This is a genomic window from Pseudomonas sp. Irchel 3E19 (assembly GCF_900187585.1).
Lineage (GTDB): Bacteria > Pseudomonadota > Gammaproteobacteria > Pseudomonadales > Pseudomonadaceae > Aquipseudomonas > Aquipseudomonas baetica.
On the sequence record NZ_FYDT01000032.1, the window covers coordinates 47,709 to 73,446 of the forward strand.

Genomic DNA, 25,738 nt, shown 5'->3' on the forward strand with positions numbered 1-25,738 from the left:
TGAACAACATTGACCTTGGCGTTTTATGTTCGGTGATCGCACAGATCAAAAAACGACCACAAAAAAGCCGTCAATCACGACGGCTTTTTCGTATCCGGCCTCTGCACTCAACGGCGGGTCAGCAACACACCCGATTCCATGTGATACGTCCACGGGAACTGGTCGAACAACGCGCACTGGGTGATGCGGTGCGTGTCGTGCAACTGGGCGATGTTGGCCGCCAGGGTCTCCGGGTTGCAGGAGATGTAGAGGATGTTGTCGAAGCGTCGGGTCAGCTCGCAAGTGTCCGGGTCCATGCCGGCGCGCGGCGGGTCGACGAACACGCTGCCGAACTCGTAGCTCTTCAGGTCGATGCCCTGCAGGCGACGAAATGGGCGAACTTCGTTGAGGGCTTCGGTCAGCTCTTCGGCAGACAGACGCACCAGCGTGACGTTATCCACAGCGTTTTCGCTGAGGTTGCTCAGTGCGGCGTTGACCGAGGTCTTGCTGATTTCGGTGGCCAGCACTTTGCGCACGCGGGTCGCGAGCGGCAGGGTGAAGTTGCCGTTGCCGCAGTACAGCTCCAGCAGATCGTCAGGGCGATCGCCCAATGCTTCGTAAGCCCAGTTCAACATCTTCTGGTTCACGGTGCCGTTAGGCTGGGTGAACGCGCCTTCGGGCTGGCGATAGCTGAACGTGCGGCCGCCGACTTCGAGTTTTTCCACCACATAGTCTTGGCCGAGCACTTCGCGTTTGCCTTTGGAACGGCCGATGATGCTGACGCCGAGATCGGCCGACAGCTTCGTCGCTGCCGCATGCCAGTGCTCGTCCAGCGGACGGTGGTAGCACAGCGTGATCATCGCGTCGCCGGCCAGGGTGGTCAGGAACTCGACCTGGAACAACTTGTGGCTCAGCGCCGCGCTGGCCTGCCACGCCGCCTTGAGCTGCGGCATCATTTCATTGATGCGCAGGCTGGCGATCGGGAACGCTTCAATCAGGATCGGCGTGCGTTTGTCGTCCTGGGAGAACATCGCGTAATGCCGCTCGCCGGCCTCACGCCACAGGCGGAACTCGGCGCGCAGACGGAAGTTCTGCAGCGGCGAGTCGAACACGGTTGGCTCTGGCGCATCGAACGGGGCCAACAGGTCACGCAAACGCGTGACCTTGTCTTCTAGCTGTGCGGCGTAAGCCTGGGAATCGAAAGTCATGCGTTGAACCAACCCAACTTGATCACGAACAGAATCGACAGAATCACCAGCGCCGGGTTCAGCTCACGGGCACGACCGGACAGCAGTTTGATTGCGGTCCAGGCGATGAAGCCGAAGGCGATGCCGTTGGCGATCGAATACGTGAACGGCATGGCCAGCGCGGTGACCACGACCGGTGCGGCGACGGTGATATCGTCCCATTCTATTTCTGCCAGGCCCGACATCATCAAGACGGCGACGAACAGCAGCGCCGGTGCGGTGGCGAAAGCCGGAACGCTGGCCGCCAGTGGCGAGAAGAACAACGCCAGCAGGAACAGAATCGCCACGACAACAGCTGTCAGACCGGTACGGCCGCCCGCACTCACGCCGGCAGCGGATTCGATGTAGCTGGTGGTGGTCGAGGTGCCCAGCAGCGAACCGGCCATGGCGGCGGTGCTGTCGGCAATCAGTGCGCGCCCCATTTTCGGCATGTGGCCATCCTTGCCCATCAGGCCGGCGCGCTTGGCGACGCCGATCAGGGTGCCGGAGTTGTCGAACAGGTCGACAAACAGGAAGGCGAAAATCACGCTGACCAGACCGATGTCCAGTGCCCCCATGATGTCCAGCTGCAGGAAGGTCGGGGCCAGCGAAGGTGGCATCGACGTCACGCCATTGAACGCGGTGAAGCCGAAGGCGATGGAAACGATGGTCACCGCGAGAATGCCGATCAACACCGCGCCGCGCACTTTCAGTGCCTCAAGGGCAACGATCAAGGCAAAACCGAGAGTGGCGAGGATCGGTGCAGGCTGCTTCAGGTCACCGAGGCCGACCATGGTCGCCGGGTTGCTGACCACGATGCCGGCGTTGTGCAGGGCGATCAGCGCCAGGAACAGGCCGATACCGGCCGCAATCGCCGAGCGCAGCGGCAGCGGGATGCTGTTGATGATCCATTCGCGGATGCGGAAGATCGACAGCAGGAAGAAGCACACGGCCGAGATGAACACCGCGCCCAGCGCCACTTGCCAGGTGTGGCCCATGTGCAGCACGACGGTATAAGTGAAGAAGGCGTTCAGGCCCATGCCCGGAGCGAGGGCGATCGGGTAGTTGGCGATCAGGCCCATGACCGTGGAGCCGATGGCGGCTGCCAGACAGGTGGCGACGAACACCGCACCTTTATCCATGCCAGTCTCGCCGAGAATGCTCGGGTTGACGAACAGAATGTAGGCCATGGCCAGGAACGTCGTGATGCCCGCAAGAATCTCGGTGCGCACGTTGGTGTTGTGTGCCTTGAGTTGAAACAGCCTTTCCAGCATGTCTGCTCCCCGTGGCGCGCATGGCGCCGTAAATGTATCGACCTCAACAGCAAAGCACAGACCGTCGCAAGCGCCTGGAAAATTGTGGTAGGCCGGAAAAAGCCGCGCATCATACCAGCAGCGTGAGGAATATGGCGGTTGTTGGTGTCGATCGTCGGCGAAGTTTTGTACCGGCACCAACTGCGCCATACTGCGCGCTGATTTTTTGGGGACATTGAACGCATGAGCACGCGCTGGGTAAAGGCTTTCGGATTGATTGCAGGGCTGATGACCGGGACATCGGCTGCATGGGCGGCATCGGCACCGCCCTTGAGTGAAGTGAAAGTCATCAAGGTGCAATCGCCGGCCTGTGGCCTGGAAGACATTGCCGATAATCAGCCGCAAACCCAGTGCAATCACAGTGGACCGAATATCACGGTCTACGTGCTGGAGGTCGGTTATGGCCAGAGCCAGCCGCACGCCACGCTGGACGGCTTCGAAGTGAATGGCACACGATCCCCGGTGTGCGCTTTCGATAACGGCAACTTGACTGAATGCACGCCCGGCAGCAAAACCGTGGGTTCTCTTTACACCTTCGATATGGCGGGCAAGCAGGAAGGCACCTTCAGCTTCAGTAACACCTCGATCAACGCCCCGCGCAACACGATGTCGACGCAGCTTTACATCAAGTAAGGGCTGTATCCGAACGGTCGGAGGCAAAGCTGACTACGCTTTAAAGATCATCCAGCGGATAGCGCCCATGACCTTTAGAGCCCTGATTACCCTCGCCGAGGGCATCGATGATCTGCAAAGCGTGACCCTGATCGACGTGCTGCGCCGAGCCGGCATCGAAGTGGTGGCCGCCAGCATCGAAGGCCGACGCATGCTGACCTGCGCGCGCGGCACCCGCTTGACCGCCGATGGCATGCTGGTCGATGTGCTGGCGCAGATCTTCGACCTGGTCGTGCTGCCCGGCGGCGCTGTCGGGTCGCAGCACCTCGCAGCACATCAACCTCTGCAACAACTGCTCAAGGATCAGGCCAGCGCCGGACGTCTGTTCGCCGCGATCGGCGAATCCCCGGCCATCGCCCTGCAAAGCTTCGGCGTGCTGCGCCAGCGGCGCATGACCTGCCTGCCCAGCGCCAGCCATCAACTCTCGGGCTGTACGTTTGTTGATCAACCGGTTGTGGTAGACGGCAACTGCGTCACCGCCCAAGGCTCTGGAGCAGCGCTGGCGTTTGCCTTGACGCTGGTCGAGCAACTCGGCGGCAAGGCGCTAAGGGCGAAAGTGGCCGGGGAGTTGTTGGTTTGAGGTGATCAGGCGTGGGCAAAGATAGGCTCAATCGCCGGTTGCTCTCGATGCTCCGCTTGCCACAGATCGTAATCGGTTTGAACACCTAGCCAAACGCGAGCTTTTCCAATGCCCGCCCGTTCCAGTCGCACGGCCAGATCAGGGCTTATGGGTGCATGCCCGTGCAGTACACGAGATAGATGAGGGCGGGCAAACCCTAGGTGCCGTGCCAGTTCGGTAACGCTGATGCCAAGTTCGGGCAAGACATCTGACAGCAGTGTTTCACCGGGGTGTGGCGGGTTGTGCATGGGCATGGGCCTGCCTCCTGTCAGTGGTAGTCCAGATAATCGACCAGTTCGATATCCGAACCGACAAAACGAAAGATAACCCGCCAGTTGCCTGAAACGCTGAGCGACCAGTACTCGGACCACTCACCCTTCAGTGGATGCAGGCGCCAACCCGGAAGATCCAGATCCCCGGGAAGCGTTGCGCGATCCATGAATTGCAGCATGCGCGCCAAGCGTTTCGCGTGATCGGCGCGAATTCCGCGAGTAGAACCGGTCTCATAGAAGCCGCGAAGGCCTTTGTGCTGAAAGGATTTGATCATGGGGGCGAGTGTAAGGCGATACATTACACTCGGTGCGGTATCTATGTACCGCACCTTTTCAATTAATTTGTGTTTGGCATAGCAACTTCATGGACGAACGCTAAACCTTCGCCTCTTCCACCAGCTCTGTCATCCGGTCGCGTTTGGCCAAGGTCGGGAACAGCTTTATCCACGTCCCCGTCACTACCAGCGTGCCGATCCCGCCCATGACCACCGCCGGCACCGTGCCGAACCAGTGGGCGGTGAGGCCGGATTCGAATTCGCCCAACTGGTTCGAGGCGCCGATGAACAGGCCGTTCACCGCGCTGACCCGGCCGCGCATTTCGTCTGGGGTTTCCAGTTGCACGAAGGAAGCGCGGATCACCATGCTGATCATGTCCGCTGCGCCGAGCACGACCAGCACCGCCAGCGAGAACCAGAAGGAGGTCGACAGGCCGAAGGCGATGGTCGCGACGCCGAAGATGCCGACCGCGGTGAACATCACCCGGCCGACGTTGCGCTCCACGGCAAATCGCGCCAGGAACAGTGACATCGCCAACGCGCCGACCGCCGGAGCCGAACGTAGCAGGCCGAGGCCCCACGGCCCGGTCAGCAGAATGTCTTTGGCAAACACCGGCAGCAACGCAGTGGCGCCGCCGAGCAGTACCGCGAACAGATCCAGAGAGATCGCCCCGAGAATGTCCGGACGGCTGCGAATGAAGCGGATCCCCGCCAGCAGTGAGTCCAGCGTGGCTTTGCCTTTATTCAACGGGGTCTGCCGGGCAGGCAGGTTGAGCATCAACGAACAGGCAATCACATACAGAAGCACCGTCGGGCCGTAGACCCAGACGCTGCCGAACGCATAGAGCAAGCCACCGAGTGCCGGTGCGACGATGGTTGCTGACTGCTGCGCAGATTGCGCCGCCGCGACGGCCCGCGGGAACAACGATGCAGGCACGATGCTCGGCAGTAGCGCTTGAGTGGTCGGCATTTCAAACGAGCGCGCCGCACCCAGCAGGAAGGCGAGGATGAAGATCATTTCCCGGGTGATGTGATCGGTAGCACTGCCGATGGCCAGTGCCAACGCGATCAGCGCCTGTAACGACTGACAGATGGCCGCGACCTTACGCCGGTCGTAACGGTCGGCGACATGCCCGGTGTGCAGCATGAACAGCACGCGCGGGGCGAATTCAACAAGCCCCACCAGACCCAAATCGAGCACGTTGCCGGTCAACTGATACAGATTCCAGCCAATCGCCACGGTGAGCATCTGAAAACCGCTGGCGGTGAAAATACGCGCCAGCCAAAACGCTAGAAAGGGACGATGGTGACGTAACAGCAGGGGCTCTTGGCTGGGCATCTGGAGGCAGGTCTGGTTCGAGGGGGAACTGCGAGGTTATCACCAGTCTGTAACAGGAAGTTGCTATGACAAAAAATTAGTTAGCCAGACATCGATTATCCCTGCACCCCAACTCCTTGGGGCAAGGGAGCTCGCCGGTTCACCGCATGGGATGTACTTCAGAGCATTGCCCCGCAACCGTGAGGCAACTTGTCACGCGGCAAACGACCACGCCGTTCTCCGTCGGAAATAGGACTACTCTTTTAACGTTGCTTGATCCAGATCAAGGCCTCTAACGGAATTGATCCGGTGGCCCGTCGGCCAGACTCCCTGCGTTGCGATGGTTGTTAAAAAAGAACGAATCAGAATTCGCCACACTCCATATCCGTGGGGGCAGTAGGCGCAGGGGTCACAAGCCCCCAAGCCGGTATTACCTGACAGAGGAAGACTTATGTTCGGTTTAGAGGCACTCGATCTCGCCCGAATTCAGTTCGCGTTCACCATCTCGTTCCACATCCTGTTCCCGGCCATCACCATTGGTCTGGCGAGTTACCTGGCTGTGCTCGAAGGCTTGTGGCTCAAGACCCGCAACGACACCTACCGTGACCTTTATCATTTCTGGTCAAAGATCTTTGCCGTCAACTTCGGCATGGGTGTGGTCTCCGGTCTGGTGATGGCCTATCAGTTCGGTACCAACTGGAGCCGCTTCTCGGACTTCGCCGGTGCCGTTACCGGGCCTTTGCTGACCTATGAAGTGCTCACGGCGTTCTTCCTTGAGGCTGGTTTTCTCGGGGTGATGCTGTTTGGCTGGAACAAAGTCGGCCGCGGCCTGCACTTCTTCTCCACGGTAATGGTGGCGATCGGTACGTTGATTTCGACCTTCTGGATTCTTGCGTCCAACAGCTGGATGCAAACCCCGCAGGGCTTCGAAATCGTCAACGGCCAAGTCATTCCCACCGACTGGCTGGCGATCATCTTCAACCCGTCATTCCCGTACCGCCTGATGCACATGGCGACCGCCGCGTTCGTGGCCACGGCGTTCTTCGTCGGCTCGTCGGCTGCCTGGCACTTGCTGCGCGGCAAGGACAACCCGGCCATCCGCACCATGCTGTCGATGGCGATGTGGATGGCGCTGATTGTCGCGCCGATTCAAGCCGTCATCGGTGACTTCCATGGCCTCAATACCCTTGAGCATCAACCGGCAAAAATCGCCGCGATCGAAGGCCACTGGGAAAACAAGGGCGATGAAGCGACGCCGCTGATTCTGTTCGGCTGGCCGGACATGAAAGAAGAGAAGACCAAATTCGCCGTGGAAATCCCGTACCTCGGCAGCTTGATCCTGACTCACTCGCTGGACAAGCAGGTACCGGCGCTCAAGGATTTTCCGCCTGAAGACCGGCCGAATTCGACCATCGTGTTCTGGTCGTTCCGAATCATGGTCGGCCTCGGTTTCCTGATGATCTTCACCGGTCTGTGGAGTCTGTGGCTACGTAAGCGCGACACGCTCTACACCTCGCGTCCGTTCCTGTATCTGGCGTTGTGGATGGGGCCTTCCGGGCTCATCGCAATCCTCGCCGGTTGGTTTACCACTGAAATCGGTCGCCAGCCATGGGTGGTCTACGGGCTGATGCGCACCGCGGATGCGTCCTCCAACCACAGCTTCATGCAGATGAGCATCACCCTGATCATGTTTGTGGTGGTGTATTTCGCGCTGTTCGGTGCGGGCCTCGGCTACATGATGCGGCTTGTGCGCAAAGGACCGAAAACCGACGAGGGCAAGGAAACCAACGACGGTGGTCCTGGCCAGAAACGCACACCGGCCCGGCCATTGTCCGCTGCTGAAGACGATGGCGCCGAGGCTGACCACAGCCCAACCCTGACCAAGGAGATTTGAATCATGGGTATTGATCTTCCGCTGATCTGGGCCGTGATCATCATCTTCGGCATCATGATGTACGTGGTCATGGACGGCTTCGACCTGGGGATCGGGATTCTCTTCCCGTTCATCCCGGGAAAGACTGACCGTGACGTAATGATGAACACCGTCGCCCCGGTCTGGGACGGTAACGAAACCTGGCTGGTGCTGGGTGGCGCGGCGTTGTTCGGCGCGTTTCCGCTGGCGTACTCGGTGGTGTTGTCGGCGTTGTACCTGCCGCTGATCTTCATGCTGATCGGCCTGATTTTCCGTGGCGTGGCGTTCGAGTTCCGCTTCAAGGCCAAGGACGACAAGCGTCACCTGTGGGACAAGGCGTTCATCGGCGGTTCGGTGGCCGCGACGTTCTTCCAGGGTGTGGCGCTCGGTGCGTTCATCGATGGCTTGCCCGTGGTCAACCGGCAGTTTGCCGGCGGCTCGCTGGATTGGCTGACGCCGTTCACGATGTTCTGCGGTGCTGCGCTGGTGGTGGCCTACGCCCTGCTAGGTTGCACCTGGCTGATCATGAAAACCGAAGGCAAGCTTCAGGAACAGATGCATAACCTGGCCCGGCCGCTGGCCTTCGTACTGCTGGCGGTGATCGGTATCGTCAGTATCTGGACGCCGCTGGCGCATCCGGACATCGCGACACGCTGGTTCAGCATGCCGAACCTGTTCTGGTTCATGCCGGTACCCATTCTGGTGCTGGTGACGATGTACGGTTTGATTCGCGCCGTGGCGCGCAATGCCAACTACATGCCGTTCCTGCTGACCCTGGTGCTGATCTTCCTCGGCTATAGCGGTCTGGGCATCAGCCTGTGGCCGAACATCGTGCCGCCGTCGATCTCGATCTGGGACGCCGCCGCACCGCCGCAAAGTCAGGGCTTCATGCTGGTCGGCACGTTATTCATCATCCCGTTCATCCTGGGTTACACCTTCTGGAGCTATTACGTGTTCCGCGGCAAGGTCACCCATGAAGACGGCTACCACTAAGCGAAACCCTGCTCGCGATGGCGTCGGTAGCGACGCCATCAATCTTGAAGAGGTTTAAAGAAAATGACCGGCAAACATTCCCTGCACGACATTGAAGAAGCCGAAAAAAAACCGCTGTGGCAGCGGCTCGGCTGGTTGGCCATGATTTGGGTCGGTAGCGTAGGAGCGCTGTTTATCGTCGCCAGCCTGATGCGCATGTTCATGAACGCCGCAGGCCTGACCACTCACTGAAGCACCCCGTCCCGGCGCCTTCGGGAACGGATTTGAAACCCTCCGGATGGAGGTTTTTTTTTTCGCGGTTTACTTGCGCGCCTTGAGGATCACGAACTTTGGCGTAGCGGCCACTTGCTCGACACCACGGAACAGCCGCGCCAGTTTGCTGTGATAGCCAAGGTGACGGTTGCCGACGATGTACAACGCACCGCCCACCACCAACGCCTCGCGCGCCTGTTGAAACATGCGCCAGGCCAGAAAGTCGCCAACCACTTGTTGCTGATGGAAGGGCGGATTGCACAGCACGACATCCAGCGATTGCGGCTCTTGACCGGCAAGACCATCACCGGCCCGCACAATCACGTCGCGATCACCCAGCGCGGCACGCCAGTTTTCGGCGGCCGATTGCACGGCCATATACGATTCATCGACCAGCGTGTAATGCGCGTCTGGGTTTTGCAGCGCGCTGGCAATCGCCAGCACACCGTTACCGCAACCGAGGTCAGCGACCCGCGCCGTGCCGAGGTTCTTTGGCAAGTGCGGGAGAAAGGCGCGGGTACCGATGTCCAGGCCTTCGCGGCAGAACACATTGGCGTGGTTCAGCAGTTCAATGGCCGGATCGTCAAGGCGATAACGCGTCGGATAGGGCGACACTGCCGGTGCTTTCGCTTCAGGAGTGGCGATCAGCAAGCGTGCTTTTTTTACCGCCAGTGAGGCCTGTACCGGGCCGATGTAGCGCTCCAGTAGATCGCCGGCGGCGCGCGGCAAATGCTTGACCATCGCCGCTGCGATCACTTCTGCGCCGGGGGCCAATTGCCCTCGCAGGCGAATCAGCTGTTCTTCGAACAGCGCCAGGGTTTTCGGGACGCGGATCAACACCCGGTCGAACGGCCCGACTACCGGCTCACTGGCCGGGATACCGCGGATCGCATCGAATGCCTGGCCATTGCGCAGCAGGTTTTTTTCCAGCCCCTGAAAACCCAGAAACGAATCACCGCTGCTGACGACCCGGACCTTGGCCAGCAGACTGGCTGCCAGTGCGCCGAAGCTGTCGTTGAGTACCAATACTCGGGTTTCGGCCGTCGGCTGCTGTGCGGCCAGGTGGTTGAGCAGGTATTCATCCGCCGCATCGAATGCTTGCAGCGGTTCGTTCTGCTGTTCGGGTTGGCGGATCAGATCGAGTTGAGCGAAGGGGGTATCGAGCAAAGGCATGGGGCGGGGACTCAGGTAATCGACGGGTGTCCGGCCGCCTTGACGCTGTGCGGCGGAACCGACCGAGTGCAATTCGACGCTTCAGTTCACGTCATCACTCAGGAAGGTCACAAATGTTACGTTTTTTTCCAGGCAAATACCCGTGTGTTTTCACCTGCACGCCGCTGTCGCCTTTCAGATGATGCCGATCTTGGCCGCCCTCATCACGGCAGAAATCTTGTTGCAGACATTCAGCTTCTGAAGAATTTTTTGTATGTAATAGCCCACTGTCCGTTCGCTGATACTGAGAATCCTCGCAATTTCGTAGGCCGTCTTGCCCAGCGCCGAGAGTTGCAGAACTTCCAGCTCACGTGCGGTAAGGCGCGGATACTCAGACTTGCCAGGTCTGCGAGGCAGGGAACGGGCGAACAGATCACTCAAATGATTGGTGACGTAAAACATGTAACCGAAATGCTCGTACAGCTCGAACGGGCTGATCGGACAATGCCTTCTGGACAGGCTGACAATGCTGCTGAAACCGTTTTCCTCGTGGTTGAAGGACTGTGACCAGCCGTGATGTATCCCGTATTGCTGCAATAGCTGCCACAGAGAAGGCGCATTCGCAAAAACCGCCTCACTCCAGACAAGCGGCAGCATTGATTGTTGGCAATGCGAGGTTATCGGGTCCGTCTCTACGTGCCCTTCCTGTTCATATTCGAGGTTCCAGCCTTTGGGGTAATTGTCGATTCGCAGGGGCTTGAACGGAGGTCCTCCATCGCACGGAGTGATAACGATACTGCAAAAGTTAAAACCGAGATTTTCGATAAAACGAAGCAGCACCGCAAAAGCACTATCTATATTTCTGGCAAACGTCAGTTGTTTTAGCTGCGACTCCTTCCATGTCTCCATTACCACTCTCCAATTCACCGGCTTTTCTCTGGGGGTGCAGTTGGATCCAAAACCGCACGCAAACGAGTGTAGGAGGTTTCTTACGATGCGGAGGGATTTTTTCGCTCTTTGTATAAACGGTTTTTGAGTAAAGCGTTATGAGGACTTGATATGAGATTCAACATGTAACTCGGCTTTTACATATCGTTACAGTTATTATCTGGTTGGTTAATTAGTTGATTTTGTATTAATGGGCTGGTCGCGAAATGCCATTACTTTTTGCTGGTATTACTGCCAGCGCGTTTGCGCGAAACTGGCGTCATCGTTCAATGGAATCTCGCCATGACCGCCAGTGCAGAGAAATTTACCCGCCAGACACTGCTTGATGTGCAGCCCCTGACCCCCAGCCTGTTCACCTTGCGCATCACCCGCGATGCAGGTTTTCGTTTCCGCGCCGGGCAATTCGCCCGGCTCGGCGTGACCAAGGCGGACGGCACCACCGTATGGCGTGCCTACTCAATGGTGTCATCACCGTTCGACGAGTTTCTCGAGTTTTTTTCAATCGTGGTCCCGGACGGCGAGTTCACCAGTGGATTGAGCCGGCTTGAAACGGGCGATACCTTGTTGGTAGAGCGTCAGGCGTTCGGCTATCTGACACTTGATCGTTTCGTCGATGGTCGCGATCTGTGGTTGCTGTCGACCGGCACCGGTGTGGCACCGTTTCTATCGATCCTGCAGGATTTCGAAGTCTGGGAGAGGTTCGAGCGGATCATTCTGGTGTACAGCGTGCGCGAAGCGCAGGAACTGGCTTATCTGCCGCTGATAGCCGGGCTCGCACAGCGTGATTATCTGGCTGAGCACGCCGAAAAACTGCAATTCATTCCCATCGTCACCCGCGAGCAACATCCTGGCGCCTTGAACGCACGCATCACGGCGTTGATCGAGAATGGTGAACTGGAGCGTGCCGCTGGTGTTGAACTGACGGCAGAGCATTCGCGAGTCATGCTGTGCGGCAATCCGCAGATGATCGATGACACCCGCACCTTGCTGAAACAGCGGCATATGCGTCTGAGCCTCACGCGTAAGCCAGGCCAGGTGGCCGTTGAAAACTACTGGTAAAAAAAACGGCACCTCGCAGGTGCCGTTTTCTATTAGGCGGGATTATTCAGGGCGGTTGTTCTGGGCCTTGAGCAAGTCGCGGATCTCACCCAGCAGTTCCTCTTCTTTGGTTGGGACCGGCGGCAGAGACGGGGCCACGGCCTCTTCGCGCTTCAAACGGTTGATCGCTTTGACACCCATGAAGATCGCGAAAGCAACGATGATGAAATCAAGCACGCTCTGGATGAATTTGCCGTAAGCCAGCATCACAGCGGGGGCGTTACCCTCGGCGGCTTTTAACGTCACGGCGAGGTCACTGAAATCCACCCCACCGATCAAAAGGCCAATCGGCGGCATGATCACGTCACCGACAAACGACGAAACGATCTTGCCGAAGGCGGCGCCGATGATGATACCGACAGCCATGTCGACCACGTTGCCTTTGACCGCGAAGGCCTTGAACTCACTTATCACGCCCATAGGTTATTCCTTGTTACAGATGAGGTTGGTGTACGCAGTGTAAATCAGCAAAACGCGTCCTGCGCGAAACACCTTCTTACAATGCCCGTTTTTATCGACAGATTAATCGCCGATAAGTTTGCAAAGTGCCACTAATCGCGCGCGAAATACGCCGTAACTCGCTGATCGGGAAGCTAAAATTTTCAATCGCCAAGTTATGAAAATTCTATTTATGTTCGCAGGCGTAGCCCTCTAGCCTTTGGTTGGCGCACCTGGATGCGCCCAAAAAACCAGAGGAACCTGATATGACGTCCGCACTTGGATTGGGGGCTTTTCCCCATCGCCGTACACTGGGTGTATTCACCGCCAGCCTGTTAACCTTCTCTGTACATGCCGCGCCTCTGACCCGTGATAACGGTGCAGCGGTCGGCGACAACCAGAACTCGCAAACCGCTGGAGCCAACGGCCCGGTGCTGCTGCAGGATGTGCAACTGATTCAGAAGCTGCAGCGCTTTGATCGTGAACGTATTCCCGAGCGTGTGGTGCATGCTCGAGGCACCGGCGCCCACGGCACTTTTACGGTGACCAACGACCTCAGTGACCTGAGCAAGGCCAAAGTCTTCGCTACCGGACAAACCACGCCGGTGTTCGTGCGTTTCTCCGCCGTGGTTCACGGTAACCACTCCCCGGAAACCCTGCGCGACCCACGGGGGTTTGCCACCAAGTTCTACACCGCCGATGGCAACTGGGACTTGGTCGGCAATAATTTTCCGACGTTCTTTATCCGTGATGCGATCAAGTTCCCGGACATGGTGCATGCGTTCAAACCCGACCCGCGTACCAACCTCGACGATGATTCGCGCCGATTCGACTTTTTCTCCCACGTACCGGAAGCCACGCGTACGCTGACCGAGTTGTATTCCAACTCAGGCACGCCTGCCAGTTATCGAGAGATGGATGGCAATGGGGTGCATGCCTATAAGTTGATCAATGCCAAGGGTGAAGTGCATTACGTAAAGTTTCACTGGAAGAGCTTGCAAGGCATCAACAATCTCACCCCTGAACAAGTCACAAAAGTTCAGGGTCAGGATTACAGTCATATGACCAATGATCTGGTGACTAATATAAACAAAGGCAACTTCCCTAAATGGGACTTGTACATTCAGGTTCTGAAACCACAAGACTTGTCCAAGTTTGATTTCGATCCACTCGACGCTACAAAGATCTGGCCGGGTATTGCGGAACGAAAAGTTGGGCAAATGGTGTTGAACCGCAATCCGGCAAATGTCTTCCAGGAAACTGAACAGGTTGCCATGGCACCCGCCAATGTTGTTCCGGGAATTGAACCTTCGGAGGATCGTCTGTTACAGGGGCGAGTGTTCTCTTACGCTGACACGCAAATGTATCGCCTGGGTGCCAATGCTCTGCAGTTGCCCATCAACGCGCCTAAGGTGGCGGTGAATAACGGCAATCAGGATGGCGCGATGAATTTCGGTGCCAGCCAGTCCGGTGTGAACTATCAGCCGAGCCGTTTGCAACCGCGTGAAGAAACCCCAGCCGCGCGTTACAGCCAATTGGCGCTGTCGGGCAGCACACAGCAGGCGAAGATCCAGCGTGAGCAGAACTTCAAGCAGGCCGGCGATCTGTATCGCTCGTTCAGCAAAAAGGAACGCCGCGATCTGATCGACAGCTTCGGCGGTTCGCTGGCCAGCACCGATGACGAGAGCAAGCACATCATCCTGTCCTTCCTTTATAGGGCCGATCCGGAATACGGCACCGGCGTGACCGAGGTGGCCAAGGGTGATCTGAGTCGGGTCAAGGCACTGGCGGCCAAACTGGCTGACTGATCCGACGCTTATCCCAAGCGGGGCCTGAATCAGGCCCCGTTTCGCCAAAGGAGGCTGCTGATGCGTATCTGTCTTTTATTGCTTTGCGGTTGTCTGTCGTTTGCTGCGTGGGCGGCTTCGCCCGAACAGAGCCCTGACGCCATCAAGGCGCAACTTCAGGATTACTATTTCGACGCGGCCCGGCGCGGTGATGTGCCGATGCTCGATACCTTTATCGAGTCCGGATATTCCCTCGACACCCGCGACGACAAGGGCTACACCGCGCTGATTCTGGCGGCGTATCACGGTCAGGCGCCAGCGGTTGAACGATTACTCGCCGCCGGGGCGGATGCCTGTGCTCAAGATCAGCGCGGCAATACGGCGCTGATGGGCGCGATTTTCAAGGGTGAGTTGCAGATTGCGCGACGCTTGATGGCTACTGATTGCAGTCCCGACCAGCGCAACGGTGCCGGGCAGACGGCGGCCATGTATGCCGGGTTGTTCAAGCGTCTGGAACTGCTCGATGCGCTGAAAGCCAAAGGCGCCGATCTGAATGCCGAAGATCCGCTGGGTAACAGCGCCGCACGTCTGGCCAGTGGCGAAATCCGTACCGCCGCGCCGCGCTGATCGGCGACGTGTGCGTTATCATCGCGGTTTTTGTCGGGGGTTCTGATGGCCAAGGCCAAGCGCATGTACGGCTGCACCGAGTGCGGCGCAACCTTTCCCAAGTGGGCGGGCCAGTGCGGTGAATGCGGCGCCTGGAACACCCTGACCGAGACCATGATCGAAAGCGGCGGGGCGACGGCGCCCACCGGGCGTACCGGCTGGGCCGGGCAACAGGCGCAGATCAAGACCCTGGCCGAAGTCAGCATCGAAGAGATTCCGCGGTTTTCCACAGCCTCCGGTGAACTGGACCGGGTGCTCGGCGGTGGTCTGGTCGACGGTTCGGTGGTGTTGATCGGCGGTGATCCGGGAATCGGTAAATCGACGATTCTGCTGCAGACCCTGTGCAACCTCGCCAAGAGCATGCCGGCGCTTTACGTTACCGGCGAAGAATCCCAGCAGCAGGTGGCCATGCGCGCCCGCCGTCTCGGCCTGCCGCAGGATCAACTACGGGTGATGACCGAAACCTGCATCGAAACCATCATCGCCACCGCCCGGCAGGAAAAGCCCAAGGTGATGGTGATCGACTCGATCCAGACGATCTTCACCGAACAACTGCAATCGGCGCCCGGCGGTGTCTCGCAAGTGCGCGAAAGTGCGGCGCTGCTGGTGCGATACGCCAAGCAGAGCGGCACGGCGATTTTCCTTGTCGGTCACGTCACCAAGGAAGGCGCATTGGCCGGGCCCCGTGTTCTGGAACACATGGTCGACACCGTGCTGTATTTCGAAGGCGAATCCGATGGGCGCTTGCGTCTTCTGCGCGCGGTGAAAAACCGTTTCGGCGCGGTCAACGAACTCGGTGTGTTCGGCATGACCGACAAGGGATTGAAAGAGGTCTCCAACCCTTCGGCGATTTTTCTCACCCGCGCTCAGGAAGAAGTCCCGGGCAGTGTGGTCATGGCGACGTGGGAAGGCACCCGGCCGATGCTGGTGGAAGTGCAGGCGCTGGTCGATGACAGTCATCTGGCCAACCCGCGCCGAGTGACGCTGGGGCTGGATCAAAACCGTCTGGCGATGTTGCTCGCGGTTTTGCATCGACACGGCGGTATTCCGACCCACGATCAGGATGTGTTCCTCAACGTGGTCGGCGGGGTGAAGGTGCTGGAAACCGCGTCCGATCTGGCGTTGATGGCGGCGGTGATGTCGAGCCTGCGCAACCGGCCGTTGCCGCATGATTTACTGGTGTTTGGCGAGGTGGGACTGTCCGGCGAAGTGCGCCCGGTGCCGAGTGGCCAGGAACGTTTGAAGGAAGCGGCCAAGCATGGCTTCAAGCGAGCCATTGTGCCCAAAGGCAACGCGCCGAAGGAATCGCCGCCGGGCTTGCAGATCATCGCGGTTACGCGCCTGGAACAGGCACTCGACGCGCTCTTCGAATAAACGCGCATAACCCTTGTGGGAGCGGGCTTGCTCGCGAATGCGGTGTTTCAGTCAATGAATGAGTCAACTGACACACCGCATTCGCGAGCAAGCCCGCTCCCACAGTTTGATTTGTGTGTTGGTACTAGACTTCGATCAGGGCGCCCAGTTCGCGCTCCAGTTCGGCTTCGTCGGCTAGATTGAGTTCGATCAAGCGCCGCAAGCGCTGGATCGACTCCAGGCTGATATGCCGGCAAACAAAGCCCAACTGGCCGTTCTCTTCATGGGCCAGATGCACATCCATCTCGATATCGACGTCATCGCTCAGATGGATGTCGACGAAAAAATCCTTTTCCCGATCTCCCAGCCACGGCTCCGGCCGTTCAATCAGCAGCCCCTTGAGCGACAGATCAATCAATTTGACCGGCCAGATGTACTCGCCCTGACTCAGCTCGGTTCTGGCATCGAACGCAATACGTTTGAAGCGACGACGATTGGCTGACGGTTCACTCATGGGGTAATCCTCCAGAAGGTTCGCTGACTATAGACCCCGAAAGCGGGGGGCAGCCAATCGGTAAAGCGTCTAGACCAATGTCGGGGTATGGCCTTTGGCGCCGTAAGCGCTAAACTCGGGGTGGCTGTCTTTCTTGTCCACCCTGGCTGGAATAATAAAATGAAAAATAATAATAGCCTGCTACGCCACTTACCCTGGCTAGTGCTGGCAATCGTAGGAGCGTGCGCCCTGGGCGTAGTGGCATTGCGCCGAGGCGAGGCGATCAACGCCTTGTGGATTGTGGTCGCAGCGGTGGCCATTTATCTGGTTGCATACCGTTACTACAGCCTGTTCATCGCAAACCATGTGATGCAACTCGATCCGCGTCGGGCCACCCCCGCCGTGCTCAACAATGATGGTCTGGACTATGTGCCGACCAACAAACACATTCTCTTCGGTCACCACTTCGCGGCCATTGCTGGCGCGGGGCCTCTGGTCGGTCCGGTTCTGGCGGCGCAGATGGGCTACTTGCCCGGCACGCTGTGGCTGATTGCCGGCGTGGTGCTGGCGGGGGCGGTGCAGGACTTCATGGTTCTGTTCATGTCGACCCGCCGCAATGGCCGTTCCCTGGGCGACATGGTGCGTGAAGAAATGGGCCGCGTGCCCGGCACCATCGCGCTGTTTGGCTGCTTCCTGATCATGATCATCATCCTCGCGGTGCTGGCGCTGATCGTGGTCAAAGCACTGGCCGAGAGCCCGTGGGGCATCTTCACGGTGATGGCGACCATCCCGATCGCGATGTTCATGGGCATCTACATGCGCTACATCCGCCCGGGCCGCATCGGCGAGATCTCGGTGGTCGGCGTGTTGCTGCTGTTGGGTTCGATCTGGCTGGGTGGGCAGATTGCCGCCGACCCGGTGTGGGCCAAGGCGTTCACGTTCACCGGTGTGCAGATTACCTGGATGCTGGTCGGCTACGGTTTCGTCGCTGCTTCGCTACCGGTCTGGCTGATTCTGGCGCCCCGTGACTATCTGTCGACGTTCCTCAAGATCGGTACCATCGTCGCTTTGGCGATCGGCATCCTGGTGACCATGCCCGAGCTGAAAATGCCCGCGCTGACCCAGTTCGTCGACGGCACCGGCCCGGTGTGGAAGGGCGGTCTGTTCCCGTTCCTGTTCATCACCATTGCGTGCGGTGCGGTCTCCGGTTTCCACGCGCTGATTTCTTCGGGCACCACGCCCAAGCTGCTGGATAACGAAACCAACGCCCGTTACATCGGTTACGGCGGCATGTTGATGGAATCGTTCGTCGCCATCATGGCGATGGTTGCCGCTTCGGTGATCGAGCCTGGCGTGTACTTCGCCATGAACAGCCCGGCCGCCGTCGTCGGCAGTGACGTGGTGTCGGTTGCGCAAGTGGTCACCAGTTGGGGTTTTGCGATCACACCTGAGGCGCTGCAAGCCGTGGCGCATGACATCGGCGAAACCACCATCCTCGCCCGTGCCGGCGGTGCGCCGACCCTGGCGGTCGGTATCGCTCAGATCCTGCACAGTGTCCTGCCGGGTGAAAACACCATGGCGTTCTGGTACCACTTCGCGATCCTGTTCGAAGCGCTGTTCATCCTCACCGCTGTAGACGCCGGCACCCGTGCCGGGCGTTTCATGCTGCAGGATCTGCTCGGCTCCTTCGTGCCGGCGCTCAAACGTACCGAATCGTGGACTGCCAACCTGATCGCCACCGCCGGTTGCGTGGCGATGTGGGGCTGGTTGCTCTATCAAGGCGTGATCGATCCACTGGGCGGCATCAACACCCTGTGGCCACTGTTCGGTATCTCCAACCAGATGCTGGCCGGTATCGCGCTGATGCTCGGCACTGTAGTTCTGATCAAAATGAAGCGTCAGCGCTACATTTGGGTCACCCTGCTGCCGGCCACCTGGCTGCTGATTTGCACTACGACGGCGGGCTTCATCAAGCTGTTCGACGCCAACCCGGCAATCGGCTTCCTGTCGCTGGCCAAGAAGTACAGCGATGCGCTGGCCAACGGTCAGGTGCTCGCGCCAGCAAAAAGCGTCGAGCAGATGCAGCACGTGATCTTCAACGCTTACACCAACGCAACGCTCACTGTGCTGTTCCTGTTCGTGGTCTTCAGCATCCTGTTCTATGCGCTCAAGGTCGGCATCGCCGCGTGGGGCAAAAAAGAGCGTACGGATAAAGAATCGCCATTCCAGGCTCTGCCGGATGCGTAACCAGAGGATTGCACCATGTTCAATGACCTGAGTCGCCTCGGTAAATACCTCGGTCAGGCCGCGCGCCTGATGGTCGGCATGCCCGACTACGACACCTACGTCGAGCATATGCAAACCAAGCACCCGGACAAACCGGTGATGAGCTACGAGATGTTCTTTCGCGAACGTCAGGAAGCCCGTTACGGTGGCAAGGGTGGGCCCAAGTGCTGTTGATCAGAGCCTGAGGTCCAGGCTATCCCCTGTGGGAGCGAGCCTGCTCGCGAATACGGAGTATCAGTTGATGAATCCATTGGCTGACACACCGCTTTCGCGAGCAGGCTCGCTCCCACATTTGTTTTGTGTTGTTCATTCATTTTGTGAAGGAGAAAGCATTTGTCCTCTCCCATTCCGGTCACGGTACTCAGCGGTTTCCTCGGCGCCGGCAAGACCACCTTGTTGCGTCATCTGTTGAAAGCCGAGCACGGCCTGAAAATCGCCGTGATCGAAAACGAATTCAGCGACGCCGGCATCGACACTCAATTGCTCGGCGATGAGCCGGTGCAAGTCATGACCCTGGCCAACGGCTGTGTCTGCTGCACCATCCACACCGATCTGACCAAAGCGCTTTATCTGTTGCTCGAACGCCTGGACAGCGGCGAAATCGCTTTCGACCGACTGGTGATCGAATGCACCGGTCTGGCTGACCCGGCACCCGTGGCGCAGACCTTTTTCATCGATGAAGAACTGCGCGAGCGTTACCTGCTCGACGGCATCATCACCTTGGTCGATGCCGCTCACTCCGAGCACCACCTGACTCAGACCATTGCCCAGGCGCAGATCGGTTTCGCCGACCGTTTGCTGGTCAGCAAAACTGATTTGGTCGACGAGGCCGCGTTCACCGCGCTAAGTGAGCGTCTGACGCGGATCAACCGACGCGCGCCGATCCGTGTGGTCGAGCACGGCAACATTGATCTGGCCGAACTGCTCGACGTGCGCGGTTTCAATCTCAACGCCGATCTCGGCGGCGGGTTGAGCCTGCGTCCGGTCAGCAAGGCGCCGTCGATCGACCGCATCTCCAGTCTGGTGCTGCGCACCGATCAGGCGCTGGATATCGATCAGCTCAGCGAGTTCATGAATGAACTGCTGGAAGAGCACGGCAAACAATTGCTGCGCTACAAAGGCGTGCTGAACATTGCCGGGGAGGATCGGCGGCTGGTGTTTCAGGGCGTGCTGAAACTCTACGGTTTCGACTGGGACACCGAATGGGCCGAGGGCGAGACGCGGGAGAGTGTGATTGTGTTTATTGCCGATGATTTGCCGGAAGAGAAGATTCGCGCGGGGTTTGCCAAGGTGGCGCAGCAGCAGAACTGAACGTGTGATGGCTGGACGGGCCTCTTCGCGAGCAGGCTCGCTCCCACAGTGAATTGCATTCTTCCTGACAGAATGCGGTCTATTGTGGGAGCGGGCTTGCTCGCGAAGGCGATCTAACCGACAGCACAATGCTCAAGGTCTTAACCGAGTAGGGTCTGCTCAAGATGATCCAGATGCCGGTTCATCAGCATCCCGGCTTTGGAAGCATCCCCACACTCCACCGCCTCAACCAACGCCAGATGCTCCTGCCACGCGCAACAACTGCGCGTCGATCCGTCACAGCGCGCAATCGCCAATGACGTCAGTGGCACCAGACTGCCAAGAAAATGCGCCAACGGTGCATTCCCCGCCATTTGCGCCAACTGCAGATGAAACTCCCCCGACAGTCGAATGGCCGCACCGCGCCGATCCTGCTCCACCGCCTGACGCTCGCGCTCGATCAAGGCGCGCAGGCGTTTCACACCATCAGCCTGTGGTCGCTGACAAGCCAGGCGCACCAGTGTGTTTTCGGTCAGTCGCCGTGCATGCAAGGTCTGCCGCGTCTGCTCCGCATCCGGCGCCGCAATCCGTGGCCGATGATTGGCGCGCAGCACGACGATGTGCTCATGGGACAGCTGCGTCAGCACTCGCCGAACATCCGCGCGGCTGACAGCAAACATCTGCTTGAGGCTGTCCTCGGTAAAGCGGCTGGCCGGGTCGATGCGCTGCTCCAGAATCGCATCGAGCAGCCGTGGATACAGATCATCCTCTGGCTCGCGCTGGCGGGAGAAGGGCAGGGGCGCTGCGCTCGCCCGAGCGTGCGATGGCGTGGCAAGACTGTTCATGACCGGTCTCCTGTGTGAAGGGGTTCAGTTGCTCAAGTTGTCATCCGGAATGTTCAGCTCGATCCCCATTCGCTGACCTTCGCGCAAAATGTGCCGGCGCATTTCGGCGCTGGCCTGGGCGCTGTTCTTGCTGCGGATCGCACGGACCACGGCTTCGTTTTCCTCCAGCCGTTCGGCCAGATGCTCAGGGGAATTGCGCAGCACGTCGGCGCTTTGCTTGAGGGCATTGCTGGTCTGTTGCACCACGCTTTGGAAAATCGGGTTCGAGGTCAGGGTGAACAGCTCTTCGTGGAAGGCGATGTAGGCGCTGACCCCGGCTTCGCTGTCGCCAGCCTCAAGGGCTTCGCGCATGTCCATCAAGGTCAGGCGCAATTGTCCGACTTCCTTGCTGCTGATCGACTGGGCAACCAGGCCGACGATGAACGGCTCAAGGGTGTAGCGCAGTTGCAGCACGTCTTCGAGGCTGGCGCCGGCCACTGCGCTGTCGTGGCTTTGGCTATCGCTGAGCTGTGCGTCGAGCACCACTACGCCTTTGCCAGGCATCGAGCGCACGAGGCCGAGGGTTTCCAGAACGATCACCGCTTCGCGCAGGCTCGGGCGACTGATGCCCAGTTGTTCGGCCAGTTCGCGCTGACCCGGCAGCATGTCGCCGGAGCGCCACTGACCACGGGCCAAAGCGGCCCGGAGTTTTTCTACGACTGAGTTGACGACGGTAGATGTGGTTATCAAAGGTCTTGCTCCATTTGCCTGTGGGAGAGCGCCGCAAACTCAAGATCAAAAGATCGCAGCCTGCGGCAGCTCGACAGGGTTAAATCAGAACTCCTGCTGGTGCGCCGGAGTTGCTGGTTTACGCGGTTGAAAGGTGTAGCCCTGCTGACCGCTGAGTACTTTGTTGGCTCTTTGTACGTCGATGTCCTTTTCCCAACGGGCGATCGCCACGGTGGCGACGCAGTTGCCGATCAGGTTGGTCAGCGCGCGGCCGATGCCCATGAACCAGTCCACCGCCAGCACCAACACCAGGCCGACCACCGGAATGGCCGGGATCGCCGTCAGCGTTGCCGCCAGAATCACCAATGCCGAACCGGGAATGCCGTGGGCGCCTTTGGAGGTGATCAGCGACACCAGCAGGATCGTCAGCAAATCAGTCATGGCCAAAGGCGTGCCGGTGGCGTTGGCGATGAAGACGATGGCGAGGGTCAGGTAGATCGAGAAACCGTCGAGGTTGAACGAATAGCCGGTCGGAATCACCAGCCCGACCGTCGAGCTGCCAATTCCCAGATGTTCAAGTTTGCGCATGATCTGTGGCAGCACGGCGTCAGAGGACGCGGTGCCCATCACGATCAGCAGTTCTTCACGCAGGTATTTGAGCAGCGGCCACATGCGCAGGCCGGAGGCACGCATCACCACACCGAGGATCACGCTGACGAAGGCGATGCAGGTCAGGTAGAACAGGCCAACCAGACTGCCCAGATGTTGCAGGGAGTCGAGGCCATATTTGCTGGTGGTGAAGGCGATCGCACCGAACACGCCGATGGGCGCCAGGCGCACGATCATGCCCATGATCCGGAAGATCACATGGCTCAGTTCGTTGATCAGTCGCGAGATCCCGGAGGCGGCTTCACCGACCAGATTCAACGCGCTGCCGAACAGCACCGAGAACAGCAGCACTTGCAGAATGTTGTTGTCGGCAAATGCGCCGATCACCGACGTCGGGATCAGATCCATCAGGAACTGCGTGGTGGTGTGCATGTGCTGGCTGCGTTCGGCGAGGTCGCCCATGTCGGCGGCGGACAGTTGCTCCAGATGGATATTCGCGCCACTACCGATGCCGGTACTGAAGGCGAATACCAGGCCGATCACCAGGGCGATAGTGGTCAGCACTTCAAAGTAGATAACGGATTTGAGGCCGATACGCCCGACCTTCTTCAGGTCGCCCGCGCCACTGATACCACTGACCACCACGCAGAACACGATCAGGCCGATGAGCATCTTGATCAGTTTGATGAAGCCGTCGCCAAGCGGTTTGAGCTGGGCCGAGTATTCAGGAAGGGTCAGCCCGCAGACGATGCCGAGCACCAGTCCGAGAACCACTTGGAGGAAGATTGAACGCGAGCACCATCTGAGCATGGGAGGAATCCTGGTCGGTGTCCTGACTGCCGTGCGCGTGGCGCATCAGATTCAGGACTTAATTATTGTGGTCTTACCGGTATGTCCAGTGCGGGTGCAGTCTAGGCGCTGTTTTTTACGGATCGCAAGTGAAAAATAACGAATTGGCATGACCGGTCTGACCAGTTGAGCGGTAAGTCCCATTCTTGAGCGGTTCAGGCGTTTGAAAAAATGCGGGCGAAAAAAAACCGGCCAATCACTTGGCCGGTTTTTCATGCTGCGGGTTTAACGTCGCGATTAAGCGCCGTATACCGGCAGTTTCTTGCAGATGGCTTTGACTTTCTCACGAACGGCGTCGATCACCGCTTCGTTGTTCAGGTCAGCCAGGATGTCGCAGATCCAGCCGGCCAGCTCTTTGCACTCGGCTTGTTTGAAGCCGCGAGTGGTCACAGCCGGAGTACCGAAGCGCAGGCCGGAAGTGACGAACGGCGAGCGCGGATCGTTTGGTACGGAGTTTTTGTTGACGGTGATGAACGCTTTGCCCAGAGCAGCGTCGGCGTCTTTACCGGAGATGTCCTGCTTGATCAGCGACAGCAGGAACAGGTGGTTCTTGGTACCGCCGGACACCACGTCGAAACCGCGCTCGATGAACACTTCGGCCATGGCCTGGGCGTTCAGCACCACTTGTTCCTGGTAAGCCTTGAATTCAGGCTGCAGCGCTTCCTTGAAGCAGATCGCTTTAGCGGCGATCACGTGCTCCAGCGGGCCACCCTGGGCGCCCGGGAATACCGCGGAGTTCAGTTTCTTCTCGATGTCGGCGTTGGCGCGCGCCAGGATCAGGCCGCCACGTGGACCGCGCAGGGTCTTGTGCGTGGTGGTGGTCACGACGTCAGCGAAAGGTACCGGGTTCGGGTAGACGCCAGCGGCGACCAGACCGGCCACGTGAGCCATGTCGACGAACAGGTAAGCGCCGACTTTGTCAGCGATGGCGCGGAAGCGTGGGAAGTCCAGAATCTGCGAGTAGGCAGAGAAACCGGCCACGATCATTTTCGGCTTGTGTTCTACAGCCAGGCGCTCGACTTCGTCGTAGTCGATCAGGCCGTTGGCGTCGATGCCGTACTGCACGGCGTTGTACAGCTTGCCGGAGGAGGAAACGCTGGCGCCGTGGGTCAGGTGACCGCCGTGAGCCAGGCTCATGCCCAGGATGGTGTCGCCACCTTGCAGCAGGGCCAGGTAAACAGCGGCGTTGGCTTGCGAACCGGCGTGCGGTTGAACGTTGGCGTAATCGGCGCCGAACAGCTCTTTGGCGCGGTCGATGGCCAGTTGCTCAACGATGTCGACGTACTCGCAACCACCGTAGTAACGCTTGCCTGGGTAGCCTTCAGCGTATTTGTTGGTCAGGACCGAGCCTTGAGCTTCCATCACCGCTGGGCTGGTGTAGTTTTCCGAAGCGATCAGCTCAATGTGTTCTTCCTGGCGCTGAGCTTCTTGCTCCATGGCGGCAAAAAGATCGGCGTCGTACTTGGCAATAGTCAAATCACGGCTGAACATGGCGGTCCTCAAGGATCGGGGGCAGAAAAGGGGGGCATTCTAACCCAATGGGTTTTGGATGGCATATGAAACGACATCATGTCGCAGACAAGTGGCACTCATGCTGCAATTGCGCCGGGCGCTGGCATCCGCAGGCAGTGGCTCGCAGCCCCCATGCAACTGCAGGAGCGGCGAGCCAGTGCGCAGGAACCCGGCAAAAACCCAGCTGTACATCATTGGCATTTTTTCAACTGCGCAGACAGTAGACGGCAGTCAGCCGGTTGTCGATTGCTGAACAAGGGTTGCTTGATGCATGTCAGTGAACTGGCTTTCGCCGTGATGCGAGGAGTGGTCTGGGTAGCCGTTTAATCAAACTTCGTCGGGGTGGCTGACATAAGGCGCGTTTCGTTCAAGTATGTTCAATGTGAAGTAAGCAAACTCCTGGTGTGCTTCCGAACGGAAATAAAGTCTTTCAGGTTTCGCAGGCCTGGAAAGTGACGGGCTGTTGGAGGTGCCTTCAAGGGTAATTAAACCTTGGGGTTTAGCGGTTATATGAAGGTTGATTCGATCATTTTGCATGTCATCGAGTGTCTTGCCGTCAAGATCGAAACTGATTTGACCTGCTTGATCTTTCGGGCTTACAGCCAGCTCGCCGTGGCTGTTCAAGTTGACCAGCTCGCCCAGGTGGGATTCGTCGCGAACGTACAAGACGTAGGCGTTGTGCTCCCAGCGGAAGTAGAACCTGGTCGCAGTCCCTGCGGGTTTCGCAACCAACAGATTATAAAATCCGCGTTCGCGGCTGTGGCCTCTTTCGATAGAAACCGGGCGCCCGTCGCAACTCAGTGTGCCGATAAAAGATTTTTGGCGGTCCGTGCTCATTACAGTGTCCTTGTCTGGTTTTAATTAACTGCGACG

Annotated in this window: 26 protein-coding genes; 12 read left to right on the forward strand and 14 right to left on the reverse strand. The window is 58.7% G+C overall.

Translation table 11 applies throughout. From position 1 onward, the window contains the following. Window positions 1-107 precede the first annotated feature (107 nt). Together trmA and CKW18_RS19715 are read right to left on the reverse strand one after the other, a co-directional pair. Window positions 108-1,187, reverse strand: a complete 1,080-nt coding sequence (trmA, locus tag CKW18_RS19710) for a tRNA (uridine(54)-C5)-methyltransferase TrmA (protein ID WP_095190335.1) — start codon at window positions 1,185-1,187, stop codon at window positions 108-110. After that, the gene (locus tag CKW18_RS19715) at window positions 1,184-2,479 is read right to left on the reverse strand and encodes an NCS2 family permease (protein ID WP_095190336.1); all 1,296 of its coding nucleotides are present in this window, start codon (window positions 2,477-2,479) and stop codon (window positions 1,184-1,186) included. The genes trmA and CKW18_RS19715 overlap by 4 nt, the downstream gene beginning before the upstream one ends. Before the next feature lie 222 nt (window positions 2,480-2,701). Here CKW18_RS19715 and CKW18_RS19720 point away from each other — a divergent pair, with 222 nt between their 5' ends. Further along, window positions 2,702-3,151, forward strand: a complete 450-nt coding sequence (locus CKW18_RS19720) for a DUF4879 domain-containing protein (protein ID WP_095190337.1) — start codon at window positions 2,702-2,704, stop codon at window positions 3,149-3,151. A gap of 67 nt (window positions 3,152-3,218) precedes the next feature. Next, window positions 3,219-3,770 (forward strand): DJ-1 family glyoxalase III, encoded by a 552-nt coding sequence (locus CKW18_RS19725; protein ID WP_095190338.1) that lies wholly within the window; start codon window positions 3,219-3,221, stop codon window positions 3,768-3,770. A gap of 5 nt (window positions 3,771-3,775) precedes the next feature. Here the strand turns inward: CKW18_RS19725 and CKW18_RS19730 are convergent, their stop codons facing one another. The 3 genes from CKW18_RS19730 to CKW18_RS19740 all read right to left on the reverse strand — a co-directional run bounded on the left by CKW18_RS19730 (window position 3,776) and on the right by CKW18_RS19740 (window position 5,695). Next, on the reverse strand, window positions 3,776-4,063 hold the full coding sequence (locus tag CKW18_RS19730; RefSeq protein ID WP_095190339.1) for a HigA family addiction module antitoxin: 288 nt from the start codon (window positions 4,061-4,063) through the stop codon (window positions 3,776-3,778). A 14-nt stretch (window positions 4,064-4,077) separates the two neighbouring features. Next, window positions 4,078-4,356: a type II toxin-antitoxin system RelE/ParE family toxin gene (locus tag CKW18_RS19735; protein ID WP_095190340.1), complete on the reverse strand. Its 279-nt coding sequence runs from the start codon at window positions 4,354-4,356 to the stop codon at window positions 4,078-4,080. Between the two features lie 100 nt (window positions 4,357-4,456). After that, window positions 4,457-5,695 (reverse strand): MFS transporter, encoded by a 1,239-nt coding sequence (locus CKW18_RS19740; RefSeq protein WP_095190341.1) that lies wholly within the window; start codon window positions 5,693-5,695, stop codon window positions 4,457-4,459. A 430-nt stretch (window positions 5,696-6,125) separates the two neighbouring features. Here CKW18_RS19740 and CKW18_RS19745 point away from each other — a divergent pair, with 430 nt between their 5' ends. The 3 genes from CKW18_RS19745 to CKW18_RS19755 all read left to right on the forward strand — a co-directional run bounded on the left by CKW18_RS19745 (window position 6,126) and on the right by CKW18_RS19755 (window position 8,810). Further along, a complete protein-coding gene (locus tag CKW18_RS19745; protein WP_095190342.1) occupies window positions 6,126-7,568 on the forward strand; it encodes a cytochrome ubiquinol oxidase subunit I in 1,443 nt (480 codons plus the stop codon). Window positions 7,569-7,571: 3 nt separating this feature from the next. After that, window positions 7,572-8,579 carry a cytochrome d ubiquinol oxidase subunit II gene (gene cydB / locus CKW18_RS19750; protein WP_095190343.1) on the forward strand — a complete coding sequence of 336 codons (1,008 nt, stop codon included), beginning with the start codon at window positions 7,572-7,574 and terminating at the stop codon, window positions 8,577-8,579. 63 nt (window positions 8,580-8,642) lie between these two features. Continuing rightward, window positions 8,643-8,810: a DUF2474 domain-containing protein gene (locus tag CKW18_RS19755; RefSeq protein WP_007950992.1), complete on the forward strand. Its 168-nt coding sequence runs from the start codon at window positions 8,643-8,645 to the stop codon at window positions 8,808-8,810. A 69-nt stretch (window positions 8,811-8,879) separates the two neighbouring features. Here CKW18_RS19755 and CKW18_RS19760 read toward each other — a convergent pair whose 3' ends face one another. Together CKW18_RS19760 and CKW18_RS19765 are read right to left on the reverse strand one after the other, a co-directional pair. Continuing rightward, complete coding sequence (locus CKW18_RS19760) at window positions 8,880-10,004, reverse strand: class I SAM-dependent methyltransferase (RefSeq protein WP_095190344.1); 1,125 nt, start codon at window positions 10,002-10,004, stop codon at window positions 8,880-8,882. Between the two features lie 174 nt (window positions 10,005-10,178). Continuing rightward, entirely contained in the window at window positions 10,179-10,892 is a 714-nt protein-coding gene (locus tag CKW18_RS19765) for an autoinducer binding domain-containing protein (protein ID WP_095190345.1), read from the reverse strand. 321 nt (window positions 10,893-11,213) lie between these two features. On the opposite strand from CKW18_RS19765, the gene CKW18_RS19770 reads away from it, so the two are divergent. Further along, window positions 11,214-11,990, forward strand: coding sequence for a ferredoxin--NADP reductase (locus tag CKW18_RS19770; protein WP_095190346.1), 777 nt, complete (start codon window positions 11,214-11,216; stop codon window positions 11,988-11,990). Between the two features lie 42 nt (window positions 11,991-12,032). Here CKW18_RS19770 and mscL read toward each other — a convergent pair whose 3' ends face one another. After that, on the reverse strand, window positions 12,033-12,449 hold the full coding sequence (gene mscL / locus CKW18_RS19775) for a large-conductance mechanosensitive channel protein MscL (RefSeq protein WP_095190347.1): 417 nt from the start codon (window positions 12,447-12,449) through the stop codon (window positions 12,033-12,035). A 284-nt stretch (window positions 12,450-12,733) separates the two neighbouring features. Between mscL and katB the strand changes: the two genes are divergently transcribed. From katB to radA, 3 genes are read left to right on the forward strand one after another with little or no spacing between them, the layout of a single operon-like run. Continuing rightward, window positions 12,734-14,275, forward strand: coding sequence for a catalase KatB (katB, locus tag CKW18_RS19780; protein WP_095190348.1), 1,542 nt, complete (start codon window positions 12,734-12,736; stop codon window positions 14,273-14,275). Window positions 14,276-14,335: 60 nt separating this feature from the next. Next, window positions 14,336-14,881 carry an ankyrin repeat domain-containing protein gene (locus CKW18_RS19785; protein ID WP_095190349.1) on the forward strand — a complete coding sequence of 182 codons (546 nt, stop codon included), beginning with the start codon at window positions 14,336-14,338 and terminating at the stop codon, window positions 14,879-14,881. Between the two features lie 45 nt (window positions 14,882-14,926). Continuing rightward, the gene (radA, locus tag CKW18_RS19790) at window positions 14,927-16,294 is read left to right on the forward strand and encodes a DNA repair protein RadA (protein WP_007909773.1); all 1,368 of its coding nucleotides are present in this window, start codon (window positions 14,927-14,929) and stop codon (window positions 16,292-16,294) included. Between the two features lie 124 nt (window positions 16,295-16,418). Here radA and CKW18_RS19795 read toward each other — a convergent pair whose 3' ends face one another. After that, window positions 16,419-16,787, reverse strand: coding sequence for a PilZ domain-containing protein (locus tag CKW18_RS19795; protein WP_095190350.1), 369 nt, complete (start codon window positions 16,785-16,787; stop codon window positions 16,419-16,421). A 159-nt stretch (window positions 16,788-16,946) separates the two neighbouring features. Between CKW18_RS19795 and CKW18_RS19800 the strand changes: the two genes are divergently transcribed. From CKW18_RS19800 to yjiA, 3 genes are all read left to right on the forward strand, one after another. Further along, window positions 16,947-19,013, forward strand: coding sequence for a carbon starvation CstA family protein (locus CKW18_RS19800; protein WP_095190351.1), 2,067 nt, complete (start codon window positions 16,947-16,949; stop codon window positions 19,011-19,013). Window positions 19,014-19,028: 15 nt separating this feature from the next. Beyond that, window positions 19,029-19,226: a YbdD/YjiX family protein gene (locus CKW18_RS19805; RefSeq protein ID WP_003228401.1), complete on the forward strand. Its 198-nt coding sequence runs from the start codon at window positions 19,029-19,031 to the stop codon at window positions 19,224-19,226. Between the two features lie 159 nt (window positions 19,227-19,385). Further along, window positions 19,386-20,363: a GTPase gene (gene yjiA / locus CKW18_RS19810; RefSeq protein WP_095190352.1), complete on the forward strand. Its 978-nt coding sequence runs from the start codon at window positions 19,386-19,388 to the stop codon at window positions 20,361-20,363. Window positions 20,364-20,503: 140 nt separating this feature from the next. On the opposite strand, the gene CKW18_RS19815 is transcribed toward yjiA, so the two are convergent. The 5 genes from CKW18_RS19815 to CKW18_RS19835 all read right to left on the reverse strand — a co-directional run bounded on the left by CKW18_RS19815 (window position 20,504) and on the right by CKW18_RS19835 (window position 25,702). After that, the gene (locus tag CKW18_RS19815; RefSeq protein ID WP_095190353.1) at window positions 20,504-21,187 is read right to left on the reverse strand and encodes a GntR family transcriptional regulator; all 684 of its coding nucleotides are present in this window, start codon (window positions 21,185-21,187) and stop codon (window positions 20,504-20,506) included. A 24-nt stretch (window positions 21,188-21,211) separates the two neighbouring features. Further along, complete coding sequence (locus tag CKW18_RS19820; RefSeq protein ID WP_095190354.1) at window positions 21,212-21,916, reverse strand: FadR/GntR family transcriptional regulator; 705 nt, start codon at window positions 21,914-21,916, stop codon at window positions 21,212-21,214. Between the two features lie 84 nt (window positions 21,917-22,000). Then, window positions 22,001-23,314 (reverse strand): C4-dicarboxylate transporter DctA, encoded by a 1,314-nt coding sequence (locus CKW18_RS19825; RefSeq protein ID WP_095190355.1) that lies wholly within the window; start codon window positions 23,312-23,314, stop codon window positions 22,001-22,003. Window positions 23,315-23,590: 276 nt separating this feature from the next. After that, a complete protein-coding gene (glyA, locus tag CKW18_RS19830) occupies window positions 23,591-24,844 on the reverse strand; it encodes a serine hydroxymethyltransferase (protein ID WP_007909785.1) in 1,254 nt (417 codons plus the stop codon). Window positions 24,845-25,192: 348 nt separating this feature from the next. Next, entirely contained in the window at window positions 25,193-25,702 is a 510-nt protein-coding gene (locus tag CKW18_RS19835; RefSeq protein ID WP_095190356.1) for a hypothetical protein, read from the reverse strand. Window positions 25,703-25,738: the final 36 nt, after the last annotated feature.